General features: G+C 68.1%; 24 protein-coding genes. 12 read left to right on the plus strand and 12 right to left on the minus strand.

What is annotated here, in order from left to right; translation table 11 throughout:
• The first annotated feature begins 150 nt into the window (after positions 1–150).
• From EV649_RS39955 to EV649_RS39975, 5 genes are all read left to right on the plus strand, one after another.
• Positions 151–765 (plus strand): hypothetical protein, encoded by a 615-nt coding sequence (locus tag EV649_RS39955; protein ID WP_241999270.1) that lies wholly within the window; start codon positions 151–153, stop codon positions 763–765.
• 329 nt (positions 766–1,094) lie between these two features.
• Positions 1,095–1,832 carry an ABC transporter ATP-binding protein gene (locus tag EV649_RS39960; protein ID WP_130388959.1) on the plus strand — a complete coding sequence of 246 codons (738 nt, stop codon included), beginning with the start codon at positions 1,095–1,097 and terminating at the stop codon, positions 1,830–1,832.
• A complete protein-coding gene (locus tag EV649_RS39965) occupies positions 1,829–4,486 on the plus strand; it encodes an ABC transporter permease (RefSeq protein ID WP_130388960.1) in 2,658 nt (885 codons plus the stop codon). The genes EV649_RS39960 and EV649_RS39965 overlap by 4 nt, the downstream gene beginning before the upstream one ends.
• 46 nt (positions 4,487–4,532) lie before the next feature.
• On the plus strand, positions 4,533–5,255 hold the full coding sequence (locus tag EV649_RS39970) for a hypothetical protein (RefSeq protein ID WP_130388961.1): 723 nt from the start codon (positions 4,533–4,535) through the stop codon (positions 5,253–5,255).
• A gap of 113 nt (positions 5,256–5,368) precedes the next feature.
• Positions 5,369–7,147: a glycerophosphodiester phosphodiesterase family protein gene (locus EV649_RS39975; RefSeq protein ID WP_130388962.1), complete on the plus strand. Its 1,779-nt coding sequence runs from the start codon at positions 5,369–5,371 to the stop codon at positions 7,145–7,147.
• Here EV649_RS39975 and EV649_RS39980 read toward each other — a convergent pair.
• A complete protein-coding gene (locus EV649_RS39980) occupies positions 7,101–8,201 on the minus strand; it encodes a glutamate--cysteine ligase (RefSeq protein WP_130388963.1) in 1,101 nt (366 codons plus the stop codon). The genes EV649_RS39975 and EV649_RS39980 overlap by 47 nt on opposite strands.
• Before the next feature lie 41 nt (positions 8,202–8,242).
• On the opposite strand from EV649_RS39980, the gene EV649_RS39985 reads away from it, so the two are divergent.
• Together EV649_RS39985 and EV649_RS39990 are read left to right on the plus strand one after the other, a co-directional pair.
• Positions 8,243–8,980: a HipA family kinase gene (locus tag EV649_RS39985; RefSeq protein ID WP_130388964.1), complete on the plus strand. Its 738-nt coding sequence runs from the start codon at positions 8,243–8,245 to the stop codon at positions 8,978–8,980.
• Positions 8,977–9,351 (plus strand): DUF3037 domain-containing protein, encoded by a 375-nt coding sequence (locus EV649_RS39990; RefSeq protein WP_130388965.1) that lies wholly within the window; start codon positions 8,977–8,979, stop codon positions 9,349–9,351. Before EV649_RS39985 ends, EV649_RS39990 begins: the two co-directional genes overlap by 4 nt.
• On the opposite strand, the gene pgm is transcribed toward EV649_RS39990, so the two are convergent.
• From pgm to EV649_RS40020, 6 genes are read right to left on the minus strand one after another with little or no spacing between them, the layout of a single operon-like run.
• A complete protein-coding gene (pgm, locus tag EV649_RS39995) occupies positions 9,348–10,970 on the minus strand; it encodes a phosphoglucomutase (alpha-D-glucose-1,6-bisphosphate-dependent) (RefSeq protein WP_130388966.1) in 1,623 nt (540 codons plus the stop codon). The two genes, EV649_RS39990 and pgm, sit on opposite strands and share 4 nt — an antisense overlap.
• A gap of 23 nt (positions 10,971–10,993) precedes the next feature.
• The gene (locus EV649_RS40000) at positions 10,994–12,463 is read right to left on the minus strand and encodes a fused MFS/spermidine synthase (RefSeq protein WP_130389079.1); all 1,470 of its coding nucleotides are present in this window, start codon (positions 12,461–12,463) and stop codon (positions 10,994–10,996) included.
• A 26-nt stretch (positions 12,464–12,489) separates the two neighbouring features.
• Positions 12,490–12,846, minus strand: a complete 357-nt coding sequence (locus EV649_RS40005; protein ID WP_130388967.1) for an MmcQ/YjbR family DNA-binding protein — start codon at positions 12,844–12,846, stop codon at positions 12,490–12,492.
• Between the two features lie 4 nt (positions 12,847–12,850).
• Positions 12,851–13,516: a response regulator transcription factor gene (locus EV649_RS40010; protein ID WP_130388968.1), complete on the minus strand. Its 666-nt coding sequence runs from the start codon at positions 13,514–13,516 to the stop codon at positions 12,851–12,853.
• The gene (locus tag EV649_RS40015) at positions 13,491–14,660 is read right to left on the minus strand and encodes a histidine kinase (RefSeq protein WP_130388969.1); all 1,170 of its coding nucleotides are present in this window, start codon (positions 14,658–14,660) and stop codon (positions 13,491–13,493) included. The genes EV649_RS40010 and EV649_RS40015 overlap by 26 nt, the downstream gene beginning before the upstream one ends.
• A gap of 25 nt (positions 14,661–14,685) precedes the next feature.
• Positions 14,686–15,159: a hypothetical protein gene (locus EV649_RS40020; protein WP_130388970.1), complete on the minus strand. Its 474-nt coding sequence runs from the start codon at positions 15,157–15,159 to the stop codon at positions 14,686–14,688.
• Between the two features lie 227 nt (positions 15,160–15,386).
• Here EV649_RS40020 and EV649_RS40025 point away from each other — a divergent pair, with 227 nt between their 5' ends.
• Positions 15,387–15,920: a hypothetical protein gene (locus tag EV649_RS40025; RefSeq protein WP_241999271.1), complete on the plus strand. Its 534-nt coding sequence runs from the start codon at positions 15,387–15,389 to the stop codon at positions 15,918–15,920.
• Between the two features lie 110 nt (positions 15,921–16,030).
• The gene (locus EV649_RS40030; RefSeq protein WP_130388972.1) at positions 16,031–16,519 is read left to right on the plus strand and encodes a hypothetical protein; all 489 of its coding nucleotides are present in this window, start codon (positions 16,031–16,033) and stop codon (positions 16,517–16,519) included.
• 63 nt (positions 16,520–16,582) lie between these two features.
• Here the strand turns inward: EV649_RS40030 and EV649_RS40035 are convergent, their stop codons facing one another.
• Positions 16,583–17,134, minus strand: a complete 552-nt coding sequence (locus EV649_RS40035) for a YceI family protein (RefSeq protein ID WP_130388973.1) — start codon at positions 17,132–17,134, stop codon at positions 16,583–16,585.
• A 215-nt stretch (positions 17,135–17,349) separates the two neighbouring features.
• Between EV649_RS40035 and EV649_RS40040 the strand changes: the two genes are divergently transcribed.
• Together EV649_RS40040 and EV649_RS40045 are read left to right on the plus strand one after the other, a co-directional pair.
• Positions 17,350–17,838, plus strand: a complete 489-nt coding sequence (locus EV649_RS40040; RefSeq protein ID WP_130388974.1) for an FBP domain-containing protein — start codon at positions 17,350–17,352, stop codon at positions 17,836–17,838.
• A 59-nt stretch (positions 17,839–17,897) separates the two neighbouring features.
• Entirely contained in the window at positions 17,898–18,152 is a 255-nt protein-coding gene (locus EV649_RS40045) for a hypothetical protein (protein WP_130388975.1), read from the plus strand.
• A gap of 7 nt (positions 18,153–18,159) precedes the next feature.
• On the opposite strand, the gene EV649_RS40050 is transcribed toward EV649_RS40045, so the two are convergent.
• Entirely contained in the window at positions 18,160–18,939 is a 780-nt protein-coding gene (locus EV649_RS40050) for an MBL fold metallo-hydrolase (RefSeq protein ID WP_130388976.1), read from the minus strand.
• The gene (locus EV649_RS40055) at positions 18,936–19,730 is read right to left on the minus strand and encodes an alpha/beta hydrolase (RefSeq protein ID WP_130388977.1); all 795 of its coding nucleotides are present in this window, start codon (positions 19,728–19,730) and stop codon (positions 18,936–18,938) included. Before EV649_RS40055 ends, EV649_RS40050 begins: the two co-directional genes overlap by 4 nt.
• A gap of 138 nt (positions 19,731–19,868) precedes the next feature.
• On the opposite strand from EV649_RS40055, the gene EV649_RS40060 reads away from it, so the two are divergent.
• Entirely contained in the window at positions 19,869–20,825 is a 957-nt protein-coding gene (locus tag EV649_RS40060) for a helix-turn-helix domain-containing protein (protein WP_130388978.1), read from the plus strand.
• Here the strand turns inward: EV649_RS40060 and EV649_RS40065 are convergent.
• Both EV649_RS40065 and EV649_RS40070 read right to left on the minus strand, forming a co-directional pair.
• A complete protein-coding gene (locus EV649_RS40065; RefSeq protein WP_130388979.1) occupies positions 20,809–21,333 on the minus strand; it encodes a phosphoribosyltransferase family protein in 525 nt (174 codons plus the stop codon). The genes EV649_RS40060 and EV649_RS40065 overlap by 17 nt on opposite strands.
• A gap of 17 nt (positions 21,334–21,350) precedes the next feature.
• On the minus strand, positions 21,351–22,580 hold the full coding sequence (locus EV649_RS40070) for an exonuclease domain-containing protein (RefSeq protein WP_130388980.1): 1,230 nt from the start codon (positions 22,578–22,580) through the stop codon (positions 21,351–21,353).
• Positions 22,581–22,643 lie beyond the last annotated feature (63 nt).

Genomic DNA, 22,643 nt, shown 5'->3' on the forward strand with positions numbered 1-22,643 from the left:
CCGTCAGCCCGAAGGCGACACCGAACGTAAGAGCCAGACAGCGGGTGCTCAGGATCCAACCACCGCGTGAGCGGCAGCATCACCCTGACACTGAGTCGACCGTACTGACCTCACCGGGTCGGCATGCGGAGGTTCGTGCGGTCAGGCACCATGGAGGCCGTGAGTACCCCGAATCCGCGCCGGCCGATCCTGCCCGGTAACAAGCTGTTCGAGTCGCTGCCCGGTGCCGCCGATCCGGCCACCGTGACCGAGGCCGCGCACCGGACCGCCGAGCTGCTGGTCCGCGGGGTACGCAAGTCCGAGGACACCGAGGTGCACGCCCGAGTGGTGAAACTCGCCGACGATTACGGTCTCGACGAGCTCGCCGAGCTGTGGTCCGACTCCCCCGCCGACTCGCTGCCGGGGGCACTCTGGCGGCTGTACGTCCTGCGGTCCTGGGTGCACTCGAACGCCGAGGCGGTGTCGCGCGAGTTCGCCGGCGGCCGCAAGTACGCCGAGGTGCACGCGGTCGTCGCAGGTGTCGCCGAACCACCCGGTCCGGCCGAGGTGCGGGACATGGTCGACGCCGTACTGCGGGGTGTCGCGACCGGTGATTTCGCGACCACCCTGGACCGGGCGGCCGCGTTCGCGCGGATCGTGGCTACCGGCCGGGCGCACCTCGCCGACGACGGCCACGAGCAGGTGCTGTCCGCGTCGAAACTGGTCGAGACCGCTGATCAGCTGCAGACCGCGGCGCGCGCCGAACGCGCCGGAAACCTGTGGTAGTTGCGTCCGGCGCCAACGGGTGTTATGGCGTCTCGCGGCCTGGAATCCCCACAGGACAAGGGGTTTGAGCACCCGCTACACTGTTCGAGGTGTCGGACCGGTGCAAGCCCCGGGTCCCAAATTAAGCCGCTACGAGCGGCCACGCGCCGTGAGGCGCTTCCCGGTCCGGCACCCTTGACGCCCCGCCCTGCCGCCCGCTGAAGCCGTGCAGCTCAGGGTCAGGCCCGGGATAACCCCCTATCGATCCAGCCCGAATACGAGCAGACTCGGTGGAAGTTGTTGACCGGTCTGCTGGGAGGCCGCTGATCAGCCAGGGAGGGCGATCGGCAATGGAGGGGACAGATTCAGTTGTGCACGCGAAGGGTGTCGTGCGCGTGTACGGCGAAGGTGACACCGCGGTCCGTGCGCTGCACGGAGTGGACGTGGAGATCGAATCCGGGCAGCTGACGGCGGTGATGGGGCCGTCGGGGTCGGGGAAATCGACGCTGATGCACATCCTGGCCGGGCTGGACCGGCCGACGTCGGGCTCGGTCACGATCGACGGTATCGAGATCACGACGCTGGGCGACGACGCGCTCACGAAGCTCCGGCGTCAGCACATCGGGTTCATCTTCCAGTTCTTCAACCTGCTGCCGATGCTCAGCGCGCGGGACAACATCGTGCTGCCGCTGACGATCGCCGGTGCGAAGGTGGATCCGGAGTTCTTCGACAACCTGGTCGAGCGGGTCGGTCTCGCCGATCGTCTCGAGCACCGGCCGGCCGAGCTGTCCGGCGGTCAGCAGCAGCGGGTCGCGATCGCGCGGGCCTTGGTGTCGCGGCCGACCGTGGTGTTCGCCGACGAGCCCACGGGCAACCTCGACTCCCGGACCAGCGGCGAGATCCTCGACCTGATGCGGTCCTCGGTCGAGACGTACGGGCAGACGACGGTGATGGTGACGCACGACGCCAAGGCGGCCGCGATGGCCGACCGGGTGCTGTACCTGGCCGACGGTGAGATCGTGAAGGAGACCGGGCGGTCCAGCCAGCACGAGATCCTGCAGATCATCGACACGCTGGACCTGCAGTGATCAAGTTCGCACTGCAAGGACTGCTGGCTCGCAAGCTACGGACGGCGCTGACCGCGATCGGCATCGTTCTCGGCGTCTCGCTGATCTCCGGCACCTACGTCCTGACCGACTCGATCTCCAGCGCGTTCGACTCGATCTTCAGCCAGAACTACAAGAACACCGACGCCGCGATCACCGGGAAGTCTGCCGTCGAGCTGTCCGACGACGGGACCCAGCAGGCGCCGTCGTTCCAGGCCGACCTGCTGCAGAAGGTCCGCGACCTTCCGGAGGTCGGCGCCGCCGGCGGAGCCGTGAACGGCGAGGCCCAACTGATCGGCAAGGACGGCAAGGCGATCGTCTTCGGCGGCGCTCCGAACCTCGGCTTCAGCGTCGATCCGTCGCTGCCGCAGTTCAATTCACTGAGCCTGGTCAAGGGCGGCTGGCCCGGAGCCGGCGAAGTGGTCATCGACACGAAAACCGCCGCGGAGAAGGGCTTCCAGGCCGGCGACACGATCGGCGTCCAGGCCCGCGGCGCGGTGGAGCCGATGCGGATTTCCGGGCTGGTCAGCTTCGGGGCGGTCTCGTCCATCGGTGGCGCGACCCTGGCCGGCTTCGACCTCGGTACGGCGCAGCGGCTGTTCGACAAGACCGGGAAACTGGACCAGATCCTGATCGCCGCCAAGAAGGGTGTCGACCGGCCGCAGTTGCTCGCGGCGGTCCAGAAGATCCTGCCGCCCGCGACGCAGGTCCGCAGTGCGGAGGACCAGGCCGCCGAGGACGCCGCCGGGACGAGCGAGTTCCTGAGCTTCCTGCAGACGTTCCTGCTGGTCTTCGGCGGGATCGCGTTGTTCGTCGGCTCGTTCGTGATCGCGAACTCGCTGTCGATCACGATCGCCCAGCGCACCCGCGAGTTCGCGACGCTGCGGACCCTCGGCGCCGCGCGCAAGCAGATCCTCGGCACGGTCGTGCTCGAGGCGCTGGTGACCGGCATCGTCTCGGCGGTCGCCGGGTTGTTCCTCGGGCTCGCGATCGCGACCGGGCTGTTCAAGCTGTTCGACGCGATCGGTTTCACCCTGCCGAACAACGGCCTGGTGTTCCGGACGCGGACCATCGTCGTCGCGCTCATCGTCGGCGTGGTCGTGACCGTCGTGGCGAGTCTGCGGCCGGCCATGCGAGCCACGCGCGTACCACCGATCGCAGCCGTCCGCGAGGGCGCGGCGCTGCCGCCCGGGCGGTTCCACAAGTACCGCTCGGCGGGTGCCGTGGTGGTGGCCGTGGTGGGCATCGGCACGATCCTGGTCGGGCTCTTCGTCGACGGTCTGGCGACCAGGACGCTGCTGATCCTGCTCGGCCTCGGCGTCCTGCTGCTGTTCGTCGGCATCGCGTCGTTCTCCGCGCGACTCGTCCGGCCGATGGCTGCCGTCTCGGATCCGGTGGCGCGCTGGTCGGTCGTCGCACTGACGGCGATCGCCTGGCCGTTCGTTCTGTTCCCGCTGTGGCTGATCCGGCGGCTGTTCGGGCGGCCGGCCGAGTTCCCCGGCGTACTGCCCGACGGCCCCGCGGTCACGCTCGGTGGGCAGAACAGCCGGCGCGACCCACGCCGTACGGCGTCGACCGCCGCGGCCCTGATGATCGGGCTCGCTCTGGTCACGCTCGTCGCGACCCTCGGCGCCGGGATCATCAAGCCGTTCGAGGATGCGGTCGACAAGATCTCCAGCTCCGACTACGCGCTCACCGCGCAGAACAACTTCAGCCCGTTGCCGCCGACAGTGGCCGCCGCGGCGGCGAAGGTGCCGTCGGTGACCGAACTGACCAGCGTTCGCGCCGGGCAGGCCAGGGCGTTCGACAAGACGATCTCGGTCACCGCGATCGACGAGACGGCGCCCAAACTGCTCCGGTTCGACTGGCGCTCCGGATCCCAGGCGTCGCTGTCCGAGCTGGCGGCGAACGGCGCGATCGTCGACTCCGGTTACGCGGACGAGCACTCGCTCGCCCTGGGCTCGACCTTCCAGATGCAGACGGTGACCGGGAAGCTGCTACAGCTCACGGTGCGCGGCATCTTCAAGCCGCCGGCCGGCGGGTCGCCGTTCGGCAACGTGACGATCTCGACCGGCACCTTCGACTCCACGACCACCCAGCCGCAGAACGTCTACAGCTTCCTGAACATCGAAGGCGGAGTGACGCCGGCGAACACCGCCACGCTGAACGCCGCCCTGGCCTCGTTCCCGAACGCCAAGGCCGTGACCATCGAGCAGTTCAAGGACAACCAGACCGACGGCATCAAGAGCTTGCTGAACGTGCTCTACGTGTTGCTGGCGCTGTCTGTCCTGGTGAGCCTGTTCGGCATCGTGAACACCCTGGTCCTGACCGTCTTCGAGCGGACCCGCGAGCTCGGCATGCTGCGCGCGATCGGCCTGACCCGCGGGCAGGTGAAGCGGATGATCCGCCAGGAGTCGGTGATGACTGCACTGATCGGCGCGGTGATCGGGATCGTCCTCGGCCTGGTGCTCGCGTCACTGCTGGCCGCGCGGCTGGACGAGATCAGCTTCACCGTTCCGGCCGGCCAATTGGTCGCGTTCGCCGTCGTCTCGGTCGTCGTCGGCATCGTCGCCGCGATCTGGCCGGCCCGGCGCGCGGCGAAGCTCGACCCGCTCGAGGCGCTGCAGTACGAGTAGTTCTACGCACGATCCCTAACCCCGAGCGCTGCTAGCTTCGCTGGCTGTGAAGCGAATCGCCGCCCTAGTGCTCATCATGGTCCTGGCCGGATGTTCGACGGTCGACTCGAAGGACATCCGGACCAGCGGGATCACCGCCAACTACGTCGTCACGCTGCCCGAAACGGCCGATGCGGCGAGCGTGAGTGCGTCGTACCGCGTCGGCACGCTCACGTTCGTCGAGCTCGGCGACGGTGAGTCGGTCACGTCGTCCGGCGGCGGTAAGGACGTCAAGCTCAAGCACCACCGCTCCGCCGGGGTCACCGACTACGACGGTCAGCTGGACGGGGTGGTCGATGCGGGCACCGAGATCACGTTCAACCTCACCCGCGGGAAGGACGACGACTCCGCGCCGCGATCCACGGTGAAGCTGCCCGAACGCGTGCGGCTCACCGCTCCCCTGGCCGGTACGACGTACTCGCGTCGCGCCGCGATCCCGGTCCGTTTCGACACCCAGACATCCGAGCGACCGTCCATGGTCACCTGGGCCGGCGAATGCATCCAGACCGGCAGCCTGGAGCTGGAGCCCGGCCGTACGTCGGTCAGCATCCCCACCGGCTCGATCCGGGCTGCCACGGCAACGCCGACGCCCGGCGTCAAGCCCGCCACAACTTGCCCGGTCGACGTCACACTGACCCGACGTACCGAAGGCACGCTGGACGAGGCCTTCAAGGACGGCCACATCACCGCCGAGAGCCAGTCGGTACGGCGGATCACCTCGGCACCGTAGCCGTCTGGTAACCAGTGGTCCGCTTGGTGGCTACCTTCGCGAGGACGTGGGTATGCCTGTGCACGACAGCCTCGGGCTGTGTCCGCCCACAACCCCTCCGGAAGGACCCCCTCATGCGCCGCCTTCCCCGCGCACTGCTCCCGTGCGCGCTGATCGCCGGACTGCTGCTTCCGGCCGCCCCGGCCGCCGCCACGCGCGGTGACTTCGACATCCAGGCCCACCGCGGTGGTCTCGGCCTGACCGTGGAGAGCACGATCGCGTCGTTCTCGCACGGTCTCGAGCTCGGCGTCAGCACGCTGGAGCTCGACGTCCAGATCACCCAGGACGGGTACGCCGTGGTGACCCACGACCGCAAGGTCACGGGCAGCAAGTGCCGCGACACCGCGCCGTACACGCAGGGCGACCCGGAGTACCCGTACGTCGGCAAGTTCATCAACACGCTCTCGCTGAACCAGGTGAAGCAGCTCGACTGCGGCTCGCAGACGCTGCCGAACTTCCCCGGCCAGCAGCCCGACCCGGGTGCCCGGATGCCCGAGCTGCGCGACGTGTTCGCGCTCGTGCACCGTTTCCACGCGTACGGCGTGAAGCTGAACGTCGAGACCAAGGTCGAGGCCGGTGCGCCGTCGGAGACCGCGCCGCGCGAGCAGTTCGTCCAGGTGGTCTCGAAGGAGATCCGTAAGGCGAACATCGCCCGGCAGGTGACGATCCAGAGCTTCGACTGGGGTTCGCTGATGCGGATGCGCCAGGTGATGCCGCAGCTGCCGCTGGTCGCGCTGACGAACTACGACTTCCTGCAGGTCGGCCAGCCGGGCAAGTCGCCGTGGCTCGGCGGTATCGACATCGACGACTTCGGCGGTGACCTGGTCAAGGCGACCAAGTCGTTCGGCGCGGCCGCGATCTCGCCGGTGCACGGTTTCCCGCAGGACGGGAAGGTCACCGACCCGACGTACAAGCCGTATGTCACCGCCGACATGGTGAAGTCGGCGCACGCCGCCGGGATGAAGGTGATCCCGTGGACGGTGGACGACCCGGCGACGATGCAGTCGCTGATCGACAAGGGTGTCGACGGGATCATCAGCGACTACCCGGACCGGGTGCGGGACGTCGCCCGGGCCAACCACTTCAAGCTCCCGAAGTCGTACGACGCTCCGGCCGTCCGGGCCCTGCCGTCGGCGCACGCGCACAACGACTACGACCACCGGCGGCCGTTGCAGGACGCGCTGGACCGTGGGTTCAACAGTGTCGAGGCGGATGTGTGGCTGATCGACGGCGAGCTTCGGGTCGCCCACGACCTGGAGGACGCGAAGCCCGGCCGCACCCTGGAGAGCCTGTACCTGAAGCCGCTGGCGGACCGGGTCCGCGAGAACCACGGTGAGGTGTACAAGCGCGGTGGCGGATTCCAGTTGCTGATCGACATCAAGAGCGACGGACCGTCGACGTATGCCGCGGTCGACAAGGCGCTGGCGAAGTACCGCGGGATCAGCACGATCTTCGTCGACGGACGGGTGCTCACGGGCGCTGTCACCTCGGTCATCAGCGGCAACCGCCCGCTGGACGCCATGAAGGCGCAGAAGCTCCGCTACGCCGGGTACGACGGACGCCTCGCAGATCTGCCGTCCGGGATGCCGGCGTCCTTGATGCCGCTCGTCAGCGACAACTGGACGAACGTGTTCACCTGGCAGGGCGTCGGACCGATGCCCGAGAACGAGAAGACCAAGCTGCACGACATCGTGGTCGCCGCGCACCACGCCGGCTACAAGGTCCGCTTCTGGGCCACCCCCGACGTACCGGGCGCCGCCCGCGAGGCCCTGTGGCGCGAGCTCGTCGCCGCCAACGTCGACTACATCAACACCGACGACCTGCACGGGTTGGAGGACTTCCTCCGAGGCTAGCGGGCTTGACCTCCGTGAGGGCGACCAGGTCGTCGCCCTCACGGAACGCCTTGCGCTGCTTGATCGCGCCGTTGCCCTCGCGCAGCGACCGTTCGACGCCGTCGCGCACCAAGTCGACCGCGTCGAGCATCTGCAAGGCCGGCTCGACGTACCGCAGCAGCTGCTCGATCACCTGGGCAATCGGCATCGCCTCCGCGCTCAGGACGTCAAGGCCTCGCGCAGTGAGCCCGTCCCGGGCGGCCAGCCAGTAAGCGGCCCGCAGTACCTCAGGCTCCAGCGTCGGGCCCTTGGCGCCGTCCTCCAGCGCGGTGAGTACGACGGCACGGACCAGGGTCGCGATCAGCACGGTCTCGTCGACTGTCAGCGGGATGTCGCTGACCCGGACCTCCACCGTCGGCAGGTGCCACGACGGGCGGATGTCCCAGTAGACCATCTGTTCATCCATCAACGTGCCAGCCGCCAGATGCATGGCCACCAGCGCGTCGTAGTGCTCGGCCGACTCCAGGTACGGCGGCGGGCCGGCGCTCGGCCACCGCGTCGTCATCAGCCAACGCCAGCTGGCGAATCCGGTGTCCTGGCCGAGATAGATCGGTGAGTTGGCACTGAGAGCGAGCAACACCGGCAGCCACGGGCGCAGGTAGTTGCTGGCCCTGGTGGCAGCCTCCTTGTCCGGCACACCCACGTGGACGTGACAACCGCACACGCCTTGCTCTCGCGCCAGCAGACCCCACTCACGGGCCAGCGCCTGGTACCGCGGCTTCCTCGTGATCGACTGCGCGGCCTGTCCGTGCGGCGGGACTGCGATCGCCAGCAGCCTGGCGCCTTCCCCTGCGGCCGCAGACGCCAGCCGGGAGCGCATCCGGAGCAGGTGGCCGCGGAGCTCGTCCGCCGTCGTGCAGACCGGTGTGTTGATCTCCACCATCGCCCTGGTCAGTTCCAGCGCGACGTCGAGCTCTCCCGCGTCCGCGACCACAGCTTTGCTCCGTGGCAGCGGATCACCGGCGGCGGACACTAGGAGTAACTCTTCTTCTACTCCAACGGACGGAAGCTTCACCCTGAACCGGTACCCGCTGGCTAACAGCTAGAGTCTCCCGCGTGAGTTTGCCTGTTGTTACTGCCACGCGGTATGTGCTGCCGTTGCGTGAGGGAGGGTCGTTGCCAGGTGTTGTCGAGGGCAACGATCTCGGCACGTACGTGATCAAGTTCCACGGCGCCGGGCAGGGCCCGAAGGCGCTGGTCGCGGAGGTGATCGTCGGTGAGCTGTTCCGCCGGCTCGGCTTGCGGGTGCCGGAGCTCAAGCTGATCGAGCTCGACCCGGCGATCGGCAAGTCCGAACCGGACTTCGAGATCCAGGAACTGCTGATCCGCAGCGCCGGGCTGAACCTCGCCGTCGACTTCCTGCCGGGCTCTTTCGGGTACGACGGATCGGCCGGCAACCCCGGTGACGAAGCGATGGCCAGGATCCTCTGGCTGGACGCGTTCGTCGCCAACGTGGACCGGTCGTGGCGGAACACGAACATGCTGGTCTGGCACAAGAACCTGTGGCTGATCGACCACGGGGCCGCGCTGTACTTCCACCACTCGTGGATGCCCGCGGAGAAGTTCGCTTCGCTGCCGTACGACGCCTCCGACCACGTGTTCTCGGTTGCGGTACCTGGGGTCGCGAAGGTGGACGCTGAACTGGCGGCGGCGATCACCCCGGAGCTATTGACCGAGGTGATCGGGCTCGTGCCGGACGAGTGGCTCGGTGAAGGCGACCGGGGGCGGTATCTGGGTCACCTGCTGGCGCGGCTGGAGAATCGGGCCGCGTGGGTTCCGGGAGGTGCGCAGTGAAGCCTTTCGACTACGTGATCCTGCGGGCCGCGCCGCGCATTCAGCGTGGTGAGTTCATCAACGTGGGAGCAGTGCTGTACTGCCGGGCGCTGGACTACCTCGGCGCCAAGTGGGACGTGAATCCTGAGCGTCTGAAGGCCCTGGACCCAGCTGTCGACGTCGACGTCGTGTGTGCGGCGCTCGACCAGATCCGCGCCGTCTGCGCCGGTGACCCGGCCGGCGGTCCAGCGGCGGCGACGACGATCAGCGAGCGCTTCCGGTGGCTCGCTGCACCGCGCAGTACCGTCGTACATCCCGGACCGATCCACAGCGGGATCACTGAGGATCCCGCTGCGGATCTGGAGCGGTTGCTCGATTCCTTCGTGCGTTAAGCGAGTGCTGCCGACACGACGTCGCGGGCCTGCTCGAAGACCTGCTCAAGGTGCTCGGCGCCCTTGAACGACTCGCCGTAGATCTTGTAGAGGTCCTCGGTGCCCGACGGGCGAGCGGCGAACCACGCCGACTCGGTGGTGACCTTCAGCCCACCGATCGCCGCGTCGTTGCCAGGAGCGTGTGTGAGCCGGTCCACGATCGGCTCACCGGCCAGCTCGGTCGCGGTGACCGCATCCGCCGACAGCGCCGCCAGCTTGGCCTTCTGCTCGCGCGTGGCTGGTGCATCGACCCGCGAGTACGCCGACGCACCGAACCGCTCCACCAACTTGGCGTGGGCCAGTGACGGCGTCTCGCCGGTCACTGCGGTGATCTCACTCGCCAGCAACGCGAGCAGGATCCCGTCCTTGTCCGTCGTCCACACCGTGCCGTCGAAACGCAGGAAGCTCGCGCCGGCCGACTCCTCTCCCCCGAAGCCGACCGAGCCGTCCACCAGACCAGGTACGAACCACTTGAAGCCGACCGGCACCTCCCACAGCCGCCGGCCCAGGTCCCCCACCACACGGTCGATCAGCGACGACGAGACCAGTGTCTTGCCGACAGCGACGTCCGGACCCCACTGGCGGTTGCTGAACAGGTAGGAGATCGCGACGGCCAGGTAGTGGTTCGGGTTCATCAGGCCGGCGTCCGGCGTGACGATGCCGTGCCGGTCCGCGTCCGCGTCGTTCCCGGTCGCCACGTCGTATTTGTCCCGCTGCGCGACCAGCGAGGCCATCGCGTACGGCGAGGAGCAGTCCATCCGGATCTTGCCGTCGTGGTCCAGCGTCATGAACGACCAGGCCGGGTCGACGCGCGGGTTCACCACGGTCAGGTCGAGGTCGTGCCGTTCGGCGATCGCGGCCCAGTAGTCCACGCTCGCGCCGCCGAGCGGGTCGGCGCCGATCTTCACGCCGGCGTCGCGGATCGCGGCCAGGTTCAGCACCGACGGCAGGTCGTCGACGTAGTGCCCGACGAAGTCGTAGTTCCCTGCCTGCTCACGGGCCTGCTCGAACGACTTGCGGCGTACCTCACGGTTGTCGCCGGCGATCAGCTGGTTGGCGCGGTCCGCGATCCACTTGGTCGCGTCGGAGTCGGCGGGGCCGCCGTGCGGCGGGTTGTACTTGATGCCGCCGTCGCGCGGCGGGTTGTGCGACGGCGTAATGACGATGCCGTCCGCGTCGGCGCCCGCGCCGCGGTTGAGCCGCAGGATCGCGTGCGACACCGCAGGCGTCGGCGTGAGCCGGTCGGCGCTGTCCACGAGCGTCTGTACGTCGTTACCCGACAGCACCTCGAGCACGGTGCGCCAGGCCGGCTCCGACAGGCCGTGGCTGTCCCGGCCGACGAGCAGCGGACCCGTCGTACCCTGGCCGGCCCGGTACTCGCAGATGGCCTGCGTGATCGCCAGGATGTGCGCCTCGTTGAAGGCGCTGTCGAGGCTCGCGCCGCGATGTCCCGACGTACCGAAGACCACCTTCTGGGCCGGGTTGTCCACGTCCGGGAGGAAGTCTCCGTACGCCGCCAGCATGGCGTCGACGTCGACGAGGTCCTCGGGCTGTGCTGGCTGGCCTGCGCGTGGGTGCATGACCACATGCAACCACAAGACGGTCAGCCGCTGTACGGCGTGAGCAACTGGTCGACAGGCGCGTAGTCGTCGGTCAGCACCGGCGCGTCGCCGACGAAGCTGTCCGGCCGGTCGAGGACGTCCATCGACGGCTCGAGGTGGCCCACGATCGCCGGTACGTCGATCGGCTTGTCGGACGCCGCCACCACGAAGTTGCCACCGCTGTGGCCGGACAGTTCGTCCTTGCGCGCGATCACCGCGACGTACGGGAACACCGCCTGCGCCGTCTTGATCTCGGCCTTCGCGAACTTGGCGGCGCCGTAGTCGATGACGTTGACCAGGTAGAGCCCGTCCGGTCGCAGTACGCGTCGTACGTCGGCCACCAGCTCGCGGGTCGTCAGGTGCCAGGGCACGGAGAGTCCACTGAACGCGTCCATCAGCACCAGGTCCCGGCTGTCGGTCTCCTCGTCCCGTACGCCGAGCCGGCCGTCCTGCACTGTCACCGCCAGATCCGGACCGGTCTGGACACCGAGCTCCCGCTTGTCGAGCTCCACCACGGCCTTGTCGATCTCGTACACCTGGTGCTTGCTGCCGGGCCGTGTCGCCGTCACGTACCGCGTCATGGTCAGACCGCCGCCGCCGACGTGCAGTGCGTTCAGCGGCCGCCCCTCGGCCCAGGTGCCGTTGATGGCAGCCGCGAAGCTCTTGATGTACTCGAACTCCAGGTAGGTCGGATCCTTGAGGTCGACGTACGAATGCCGCGCCTGGTCGAGGTACAGCGTCCGTCCACTCTCACGGTTCGGGTCCGCGACGACACGAGCGCAGTGGTACGCCGTCTCGACCTCACACGGCCGTGGCGCGACGAGGGTCAGCGTGGCGCCGACGACCGCGAGAGCGACCGGCTTCACCGCTGCCTGCACACCACGCAGCAAGAAGGTCAGCGCGGCCCCGACGACCACCAGGGCGGCGCCCAGGGTCAGGACGATCGTGCTGATCGGAACGGTCGCCACGAACACGAACCCGGTCACTACAGTGCCGACAATGCCGCCGACCGTGGCGTACGCGGACAGCCGGCCGACGACGGTTCCGGTCTGCGCCAGCGTGTCCAGCCGTAGCTTCGTCACCATCGGTGTGACGGCCGCTAAAAGCGACGCGGGCGCGAACAGCGTGACAGCCAGTACCAGGAACACCAGCTCGCTCGCGCCGCCCCGGAGCGCTTCGCCCGTCCAGCGGACCACCGGGAGAACCAGCATCACCAGCGCCCCAGCGAGCAGGAACAGCGGGCCGAGCGTTCGCTGTGGCGGCGCCACGTCCGCGAAGCGGCCACCGAGCGCCGCACCGGTCGCGATCGCCGCCAATGCGACTCCGATGACCGCGGTGTTCGTCTCCAGCGTCAGGCCGATGTACGGCGCCACCAGCCGAAGTGAAACGAGCTCCAGCACCATGACGGCGGCCGAACTCCCGAACGCCAGCGCAATCGCCAGCTTCTGACCAACCGGCCCACCCTCACCCATGTGCACCACGTAACCCTATAGAACGGTCAGACCTCGTCGAGCCGGGCGATGAGGGTCTTCGGTGCGATCTGGCGGTACGCCGTCTCGACCAGGTCCTCGAAGTGGGTCCAGTCCACGTCGACGTCGAGGTACACGCCGAGCCAGCCGCGGTGGCCGACGTACGGCGGCCGGTAGAAGTGCTCGGGGTCGTCCGCGACGAGCGACTCCTGCACACCCGGTGGCGCCGCCATCCACACGCCGAGGCGGTCGTCGTGGTGGTGGTCGGCGTACATCACGAAGGTCTTCTTGTCGCGGACGAACCAGGTCGGCTCACCATGACTCGGCCGCTCGGTCACCTCGGGCAGCGCGAGGCACAGGGCGCGTACGTGTTCCAGAACATCCATCTAGTCAGTGTCGCGGACCAGGGATCACTACACCCGCCTCGTACGCATAAACGACGGCCTGGGCACGGTCACGCAGGTCCAGTTTGGTCAGGATGTTGCTGACGTGCGTCTTCACGGTCTGCTCGGCCAGCACCAGGTCGTCGGCGATCCGCCGGTTGGACAGCCCACGTGCGACCAGCCGCAGTACGTCGGTCTCTCGCGGAGTCAGGTGCACCGGTGTGGTCGGTACGACGGGCTGCGCGCGGGCGAAGTCCTCTACCAGTCGCCGGGTGACGGACGGTGCCAGCAGCGCATCACCAGCCGCTACGACCCGTACCGCTGCCGCTAGCTCGTCCGGAGTGGAGTGCTTCAGCAAGAAGCCACTCGCACCGGCGCGGAGTGCGGCGTACACGTAGTCGTCCAGGTCGAACGTCGTCAGCATCACGACCCGCGGCGGCTCGCCAGGAGTCGAGTCGGCGAGGATGCGCTGGGTCGCGGCGAGACCGTCGAGCACCGGCATCCGGACGTCCATGAGGATCACGTCCGGCGTCAGCTCGGCCGCCAGCTCGACAGCCCGGGCACCGTCGCCGGCCTGTCCGACGACCTCGATATCGGGCTGTGCGTCGAGCAGCGCACTGAACCCGGCCCGCACCATCTCCTGGTCGTCAACCACCAAGACCGTGATCGCCACTCTCCACCTCCTCAACCACTGGAATCAACGCCCGCACCAGGTAACCGCCTTCAGGGGTCGGGCCAGTGCTCAGAGTCCCGTCGACGAGTGCCACGCGCTCCCGCATCCCAGTCAGCCCATGCCCACTCCCCGGCACCGGTACGACGGGCCGCGGCGGCTTCTCGTTCTGCACGATCACTTCCAGCTCACCCGCAGTACGTCGTACTGCCACCTCCACCACCGCGTGCAGTGCGTGCCGTACCGCGTTGCTGAGTCCCTCCTGCGCGACCCGGTACGCCGTCAGCTCGACAGCAGGGTCGAACCCGGTCGGCACGTCACCCACCAGTCGCACTTCTGCTCCAGCCCGTCGCGTGCTCTCGACGAGCTCAGCCACCTGGTCCAGACCGGGCTGCGGTCCCGTCTGCGGTTGCTCGACCGGCTCGCGCAGCAAACGCAGTACGCGACGCATCTCGGTCAGCGAAGCCCGTGCCTCGTCAGCAATGCCGGTGAACTCCTCACGGACGGCGTCCGGTACGTCGGGCAGCCGGTGTGGCGCACTGTCCGCGCGGACCACCACCACGGACAGGTGGTGAGCCACGACGTCGTGCAGCTCGCGGGCGATCCTGGCCCGCTCCTGCAGCCGCTTGCGTTCTGCACGCTCGGCTTTGCTGATCGTCTCCTGCTCGACAAGTCGACGATTCGTGTCGGCCCGCGAGCGAAGCATGTCGCCGACTACCACCGCTACGCCCGACAGCACGGCCATGGTGATCAGACCGGGCCAGCTGCCACGGTCCGGTGCCAGCCCGAGCGCAACGACACCCAGAACCTGAGTCGCCACCCACCAGCCGACCAGCTCCCGTCGGCCGAGTCCACGCGCACCGGCGATCGCAACGACGAGCGAATGCCCGAAGGCTGACGTCGTACCCCACGGCCACGGTTCACTCGAGCTGACTGGAGTCGTCAGCGCAGCCATGACAGCAGTGGTGACCAGCGAGACCACCACCGCCGCTCGCGGCCGCAGCCACGACAGACTCAGGGACAGCGCCCGTGCAATTGCCAGGGTCAGCACAGCCGCGACCGGTACGTCGTAGTGCTGTGCGAGATCCATGACGGTCAGCACCAGCAGCGCGGCGACGGCCAGCCCAGCGCCCCACGGCCGCCTCATCGGTATCTGCACGGTTGGACCTTACTCACAGCTGCTGCAGCCAGGACCAGAAGAACGCCAGGCTGCCGGCCGCCAGCACGATAGTTGCCGGAAGCACCCACCTGCGCGTCCCCTGCACCAGGAGGGTCTGCAGTGCCGCAATGCCGCGCAGCACGAACAGGAACACGACAATGCCCGGCACGGCGATCAGACCGTGCTCAACGAATCCCCAGAACGGCCCGCGGACCACGGCCAAGACCATCAGCAGCATCACGAACCAGCTCGTCAGTCCGAGCACCGCACTGAGCAGCCCGTACCCGAAGGTCCGCGCGTTGCTCATCGACTGCACATCACGTGCACCGAGGCGACGCCACCGTCTTACTGCGGTCTCCTCCTCGCCCAGCATCGCGTCCGCCATCGTCTGTACGCCGACCGGCACCAGCAACGCGCCGTACACCAATGAACGGCCCAAGGGCCTGCGCTCTCTGTCTACTTCGGGGCGGGTGAGTACGTCCGTCATCGTCGTCTCCTCGGTCTCAAGTCCTGAGATCGAGGCTAGGAATTCGCGGCCGTCCGCACCTCCAGCCACGGAGCCGATCTGGGACCAGTACCCCAGTAGGGGTCGCCTGTGATTCAGGTCACAGTGACCACGATGCGTGTCGCGGCGTTACACGGTCAGTGCCGAACGGTGTGCTACGCCGCGGCGCGAGCGGTGAGTCCAACAGGAGGTACTCGGACACCATGCGCATGCGGAACCTCGCTCTGACCGCCACGCTGACTCCGGTTTTGCTGCTTCCCGGCTGCGGCAACGAGACCGACAGTAATGTCGCCGCGGCGGCTCCTGCGGCGCACAAGGCGGCCCGGACCACGACCACCGACGAGGCGGTCGGTATCGACGACCCCGTGCTGAACGCCTACTACACCTACCGCGTCGCGCTCGATGTGATGATGCGCAGCGGCGGCGGCAAAACCAAGCAGTTGGAACCGGTGATGACGCCCGCGATGTTCCAGGCGATCAGCGCGCAGGCGAAGTACTTCCGGACCCACAAGCTGCGCAACACCGGCAACACCAAGGTGGTCTGGGCGAAGCGCACGTTGGCGGCGAACGGCGTCATCGTCAGTGCCTGCTACGACACCTCCTCGGCCCGCACCGTCAACGTCCGCGGTCGCGGCGTACTCCCGAACACCACCCCGACCCGCTGGCTCGACCAGATGCGCGTCGTCAACCAGCAGTCCAACTGGATCGTCGACGGCGGCACCACCACCCCGAACGCCTGCTGAACACATCCCATTTGTGGCAGTGGGATCACGATTGCGCGGTCCCCGGATTCCTCTGCGTAGGCGCGGGCAGACTCACTGACAAGTGCCGGAACAGGTCGAGGGGTCCACCGATGATCGACACGAGTATTGGACGTTGGCTGCCGTTCCTCGGCCGCCGCCGTACGCCGGAATCGCTGCGGCCACGCGGTACGAGTTCGCGGGTCAGCCGGCTCGCGGCGCAGTACGACGCCGAGGTCGACGCAGCCCTGCAACGCCTGTGGCCGAAGGCGCGGATCTACCACGATCGCGAGTTCACCCGGGACCGCGCCGACTTCCTGCTGGTGGTCCGCGGCCGCGGCGTGATGATCGAGACCAAGGTCAAGAGCGACCCCGGCCTGTTCCGCGGCTCGACACTCCCGCCGCTGCTCGACCGGTTGCAGCGCGACGGCCGGCGACTCGTCGTACTCGTGAACCAGGGCGACCCGACCCCGGCTCGCGACCTGATCAGCACCAAGCTCGGCGACAAGGGCCGCATCGTGGTCTGGTCCGGTCCGCACGACGACACCGAACTCCGCCAGGCCGTCGAGTCGCTCCTCCAGCAAACCACCCGCCACGCCTGACAAACAGCGGGGACGTCGACAGCTCGTGAGCTGTCGACGTCCCCGCCGCTTGATTGCTTGCTGTCAGGCGTTCTTGATCGCCGAGACCTCGAGCTCCAGCGTGACCTTCTCGCTGACCAGTACGCCGCCGCCCTCGAGCGCCGCGTTCCAGCTGACGCCGAAGTCCTTGCGGTTGATCACGACCGAGCCCTCCAGGCCGACCCGCTGGTTGCCGAACGGGTCGGTCGCCGACCCGGTGTACTCGAAGGTGACGTCGACCGACTTGGTGACACCGCGGATCGAGAGGTCACCGGTCACCACGAACTCGGCGTCGCCGGCCGCCTTCACGGCGGTCGACACGAAGGTGATCTCCGGGTTCTCGTCCATCGCGAGGAAGTCGTTGCCGCGCAGGTGCTCGTCGCGCTGGCTGTTGCGGGTGTTGATGCTCTTCGCCTGGATCGTCACCTTCCCGGAGGAGTTCGCCGGGTTCTCGCCGTCGATGTGGAACGAGCCCTCGAACTCGTCGAACGCGCCCCGGACCTTGGTCACCATCGCATGCCGGGCACTGAAGCCGATCCGGGTGTGGGAGGCGTCGAGGGTGTAGTCACCGGTGAGCGCGGCGTACTCGCTGGACATCGCGGATTCCTCCAGAAAGGTAGTTGAAGTTTAGATAGTACAGAGTTCACCCTTAACACTCAGATGTCCACCCCACACCCGGAGTGTCCGAGTCGTGGACCCGATCTCGCCGGAAGACGGCCGGACAGAACCGTTGCCTGTAGCAACGGAGTTATTCGGTTGCACCGGCCCGGGCCGGCCTTGTCTCATGGGTGGTCGAAGATCGGAGGACCGTCGTGGAACCGCTCAGCGCCGAGGACATCAGGCGCTCGTTCGTCAATTCGTCCAGGAGCCAGGTCAAGGCGATGGCGCTGCCGCCCAGGTTCACCGAGCTGCCCTGGGAGTCGCTGGACTTCCTCGGCTGGCGCGACGGCAGGGCGCCGAACCGCGGGTACGTCGTCGTACGGCGGGACACCGGTGTCACCGGGATCGCGGTCAGCACCCAGACGTCGGGCGCCGCGCGCCGGTTCGCCGGGCTGTGCGACCTGTGCAACACCGCGCATCACGTCAGCGACGTCGCGCTGTTCGTGGCCCGGCGAGCGGGTTCGGCCGGGCGGGAGGGCAACACGGTCGGGATGTACATCTGCGCCGACCTGGCCTGCTCGCTGTACATCCGCGGCCTGAAGGACCTCGACCTGCCGCAGGGTGAAACCGCCGGCCCGGACGTCCGGGCGAAACGCCTCGCGACTCGCCTGGAGAGTTTCGTTCAGCGCGTCCTCGCCTGACGTCCGGAGCACTACGCTGGTGGTGCACAATCGGCCCGCGGAGCACCAGGGAGAGCGCGATGACCGAGTTCCGGATCACTCATGAGATCCACCAGACGCACCCGGACATTCGCGAGCGGCTCACCGCCACCACGATCGAGGCGATCAACGAGTCCAGTGCCCGTTCCGCCGAGGATGCGGCCCGGGTCCTGCGCCACAAGCTCGGCGAGATCGGCGTGGAGATGAGCGACGACGCCTGTCTGTCGGCGATCGAACGCATCCGCTCCGGCAAGCAACTCCGGTTCGAAATCGAACCACTCGCCGACGAGGAGTGATCCGGCGTCAGATCGGCACCGTGCCCGGTTTCCCGGGTTCCAGCCAGGTGAGCTCCGGACCCGCGGCCGAGAAGGCCGCCTCGATTCCGTCGCGTCCCTGCCGGAAGTGACTCCAGCCCTCGTAGTGCACCGGGACGACCGTGCGCGGCTTCAGTAGCGAGCACAACTCGACGCCGTCGGCGCCGGTCATCGTGTACCGCAGGGTGCCGCTGACTCCGAACTGCACTCCGCCGAGATGCAGCAGCACCGTGCCGACGTCGAACCGCGTGCCGACCTCCCGGAGGCCGCCGTACAGCACCGAGTCGCCGGTGATCCACAGCGCGCCGTGCTCCTGCCCAGGCCAGCGTAAGGCGAAGCCGATCACCTCGCCGGTGATCCGGCCGCTGAGCGGCGGCCCGTGCCGGCACGGCGTCGCGGTGATCTCCAACGGCGACCGGCCAGGCCGCCGCAGGGAGTGCACGGACCACGGCCGCAGTCCGACGGCGCCACCTCCGAGGCGCGCGGCTCCGCTGAAGGTCGTGATCACCGTTCCAGCCGAAGGCAGCACGGCCCGGCCGGCATCGTCCAGGTTGTCCGCGTGCTGATCGTGGGTGAGCAGTACGGCGTCGATCGGCGGCAACTCGTCGGCGGCGATCGCGGGCCCGGCCAGCTTCCGGGACGCCGATCCCCAACCGAACGCGTAACGCCGTCCCGGCGGATCGAAGGTCGGGTCGGTGAGCAGTCGCCAGCCGTCGACCTCGATCAACGTGGTCGGGCCACCGATGTGGGTGATGTGCGCTTCGGTCACGACGCGTGTTTCACGGCCCAGTCGAGGACCTCGTCCGCGATCTTCTCCCACCCCGCCTGGGCCGGCAGGAGATGCGCGTACCCGTCGTACTCACGGATCTCGGTGGCCGTGTTCGACTTGTAGTGCTTGGCGTTGGAGCGCTGGATCTCGGGCGGCATGATGTGGTCCTCGGACCCGGAAACGAACAGCAGCGGCGCGCGGGCGTCGTTGTGGTAGTCGACCCAGGTGTCCTGGTGGCCGGGCTGGAAGTTCGCCAGCACACTCCCCCACAGGATCCCGCCGTTCGCCGGGATCGCGTAGCGCTCGTACAGCGCCCGTGCCTCGTCCTCGCCGAAGGTGTTCGTGAACGCGTACTTCCACTCGTCGAAGGACAGCGGGATCGCCTTGTGCCGGTTAGCCGGGCTCTTCAGCACCGGGAACGTCGACTTCACCTGCGAGAACGGCACGACCTTGACGCCTTCGGTCGGCGCCGAGTTCAGCGCGACCCCGGCCGCGCCGAAGCCGTGGTCGAGGAGGATCTGGGTGAACGCTCCGCCGGCCGAATGACCGATGATGATCGGCGGCTGGTCGAGTTCGCGGATCACCGCTTCGACATGCTCGATGATGGCCGGCACGGTCACCTTCAAGATGGGCTCCGGGTCGGCGTTCAGTGCCTCCACCTCGACCTCGAAACCCGGGTACGCCGGCGCCAGCACCCGGAAGCCACGCGCCTCGTAGTGCGTGATCCAGTGTTCCCAGCTCCGTGGCGTCACCCAGAAACCGTGCACCAGCACGATGGTGTCAGCAGGCATGATCGCGGCTCCGTCCGTGCGTGAGGTTTGCCGAAACCGTAGTTTCCGGTACGGCGTGCTCGGTAGGATCTGGCTGCACGGATCTGGGCTGTGTGTGCACAGTTTCGCCCACCGGATTCCAGGGGTGGAGGGGGCAACATGGCCGTGCTGCTCGACACAGCTGTCCTGCCGCGGCGGGACCGGTCCGAGGCGTTCCACGCGGCGATGATGTCCGCGAGTGTGCCGTCGCGCGTGGAGCACGAGGATCCGGACGGCGACGTCCACGCGCGCATGGACTTCTGGCAACTCGGAACGCCGGACCTGTTCCGCAACGAGGGCTCCGGGATCCGGCTGGTCCGGACGCCGAAGCATGTTCGCATCGGTGGCCCGGAGCGGCTCGCGCTCGCGGTGCAGGTGACCGGGTCGGGTGTGTTCGGCCAGGGCGGCATCGACCGGCGCGTCCGGACCGGTGAGCTGATGCTGGTCGACCTGACCGCGCCGTACGACTTCGCCTGGCGCGGGCTCGGCGCGTCGCAGGCGTTCCAGATCGACTACGCCGACCTCGGGCTGAGCGTCGAGACGATCCGCGCGGCGGCTGCACGACTGCCGAGCAGCCCGATGTACGACCTGGTCCTGCACCATCTCACCGCACTGCCAGGCGTCCTCGAGGCGTTGCACGACACCCCGTCGGCAGCGATGGTCGGGGAGGCCTCCACGCAACTCGTCCGTGCGCTGCTGACCTCCGCCGCGGACGACGGCACCGCCCCGCCCGCGATGGCCGACGTGCTGTTCTCACGCATCACCTGGTACCTGCGTAAGAATCTCCGGGATCCAGCTCTCGGTCCCGCCCAGATCGCGGCGGCGCACAACGTGTCGGTCCGCTACCTCTACAAGTTGTTCGCCGAGCATCACCGCAGCCTCGAACAATGGCTGATCGCCGAACGGCTGAAGGGAGCTGCACGTCAACTCGCCGAGCCTGGAAGCAGGCACCTCCCGATCGCGGTCGTCGCAGCGCGGTGGGGATTCGACGACGCGGGCCACTTCACCCGGCGCTTCCGTAGGGCGTACGGCATGACCCCGCGCGAGTTGCGCGATCGAGTCAGGCCGCCGGCGTGAGGTCTTCGGAGGTGAGGAGAGGGCGCAGAGTAAGCCCGGCCGCGGTCAGCGGTGCGGGCGTGTCCGAGTTGCGATTGATGACGCACAACGCGTCGGTGATGTGGGCGCCGAGCGCGCGCAGTTCGTTGGTGGACAGCACGATCTGGCCGCCGGTGGTGACCACGTCCTCGACGATGGTCACCCGTCGTCCGGTGGTCTCGGCGCCCTCGGCCAGTCGGCGGGTTCCGTAGGACTTCGCCTCCTTGCGAACGAAGGCGCACGGCAATCCCGTGTGACGCGCGAGCGCAGTCACCACCGGAATGCCACCCATCTCCAGGCCGGCCAGCACCTCGGTGTCCGCGGGCACGAGCGGAACCATCGCCTCGGCGACCGCATCCAGCAACACCGGGTCGGCCTCGAACCGGTATTTATCAAAGTACTCGTGTGTCGTCTGCCCCGAGCGCAGGACGAACTCCCCGGTCAGATGAGCTGTCGCGTAGATCCGTCGGCCCAGTTCGGTTAGCTCCACGCCCAGCACCCTAACCGCTAGCCTGCCTTGCGCTCCTCGGCGGGGAGGAGGCGGCGGAAGTCGTCTGCGGAGATGATCGGGATGTTGAACTCGCGGGCCGCGCGGGCCTTGACCGACAGGCTGTCCACGTCCGCGGCGACCACGAACGTGGTGTCCGAGCGGACCGCCTCCTGTGGCACGAACCCGGCCGCCACGGCCCGGTCCCACCACACCTCTCGCGGCTTGACCATGTCCCCGGTGAACACCAGCGTGCTCCCCGGCGGATACCGGCGCGCACCAGGACGATCCGGTACGACGTACCGCCCGGCACTCACGCGGAGCAGCGCCTCGTCGACGTCGGACACACGCTGCCCGAGCATCACCGCCACCTGGTCGAGGTCGCTGCGCTGGTCGGGTGAGATCTCGCCGGTCCCCCACGACGCGGTCGCCAGCGCGGACACGTACCACCGATGGAGATGGTCGACCTGCGGGCGGGTCATGCCCAGCTCGGTTGCCACCTGCACCAGTTGGTCGGCGTCCGCCGCCGTGATCTCGCGGTTGGCGAGGATCGTGTCGAGCAGGACGAGATACGAGTCGGCCTGCGGCGGCTCCGGGACGCGCGGCAACTGGTCGACAAGTCGGCTCATCCAGCCGTGGCGTCCGCCGGCATGCACCGGTCGCACGGTCGGCGCGACGTTCGTGCCCGGGAGGTCGGGCCAGGGCAACCGACGTACCTCCTCGTAGGCCCACTGCCAGGGTGGCGGCGCAGCGAAAGCCCCGAGATATTGAGCGAACAACTCCGCCGTCGCCCGAGTGTCCGCGAGCGCCGAATGCCAGCCCTCGATCGAGATCCCGGCCGCCGTGCAACAGGCGCCGAGCGTCCGTTTGGCACCTGGATGCAGATACCCGGCCAGCGCCATCGTGCACATCGACCGCTCGGTGATCAGCGGAACGGTGACACCGAGGCGCGCGAATTCGGCCCGCAGAAATCCGAGATCGAACTCGACGTTGTGCCCGACAACCATCCGTCCGGCGAGCAGCTCGCCCAGCTGTCGTGCGATGTCCCGGAACTCCGGCGCCGCCAGCACGTCGGCAGTGAGGATCCCGTGGATGTGCTGCGGGCCCAGGTCGCGTTGGGGATTCAGCAACGTCACCCACTCGCGCTCGACCCGCCCGCGCGCGTCCAGCAACACGACGGCGATCTCGATGATCCGATGCCGATGGGTCGGCAGCAGACCGGTCGTCTCGGTGTCGATAACCGCGTACATCCCCGGCCTCCTCCGGCTCGCTGACCGACTGAGACAACCCAATCACACGCCGCCGACAGTTTC

The sequence above is a fragment of the Kribbella sp. VKM Ac-2569 genome (assembly GCF_004216905.1).
Classification (GTDB): Bacteria; Actinomycetota; Actinomycetes; order Propionibacteriales; family Kribbellaceae; genus Kribbella.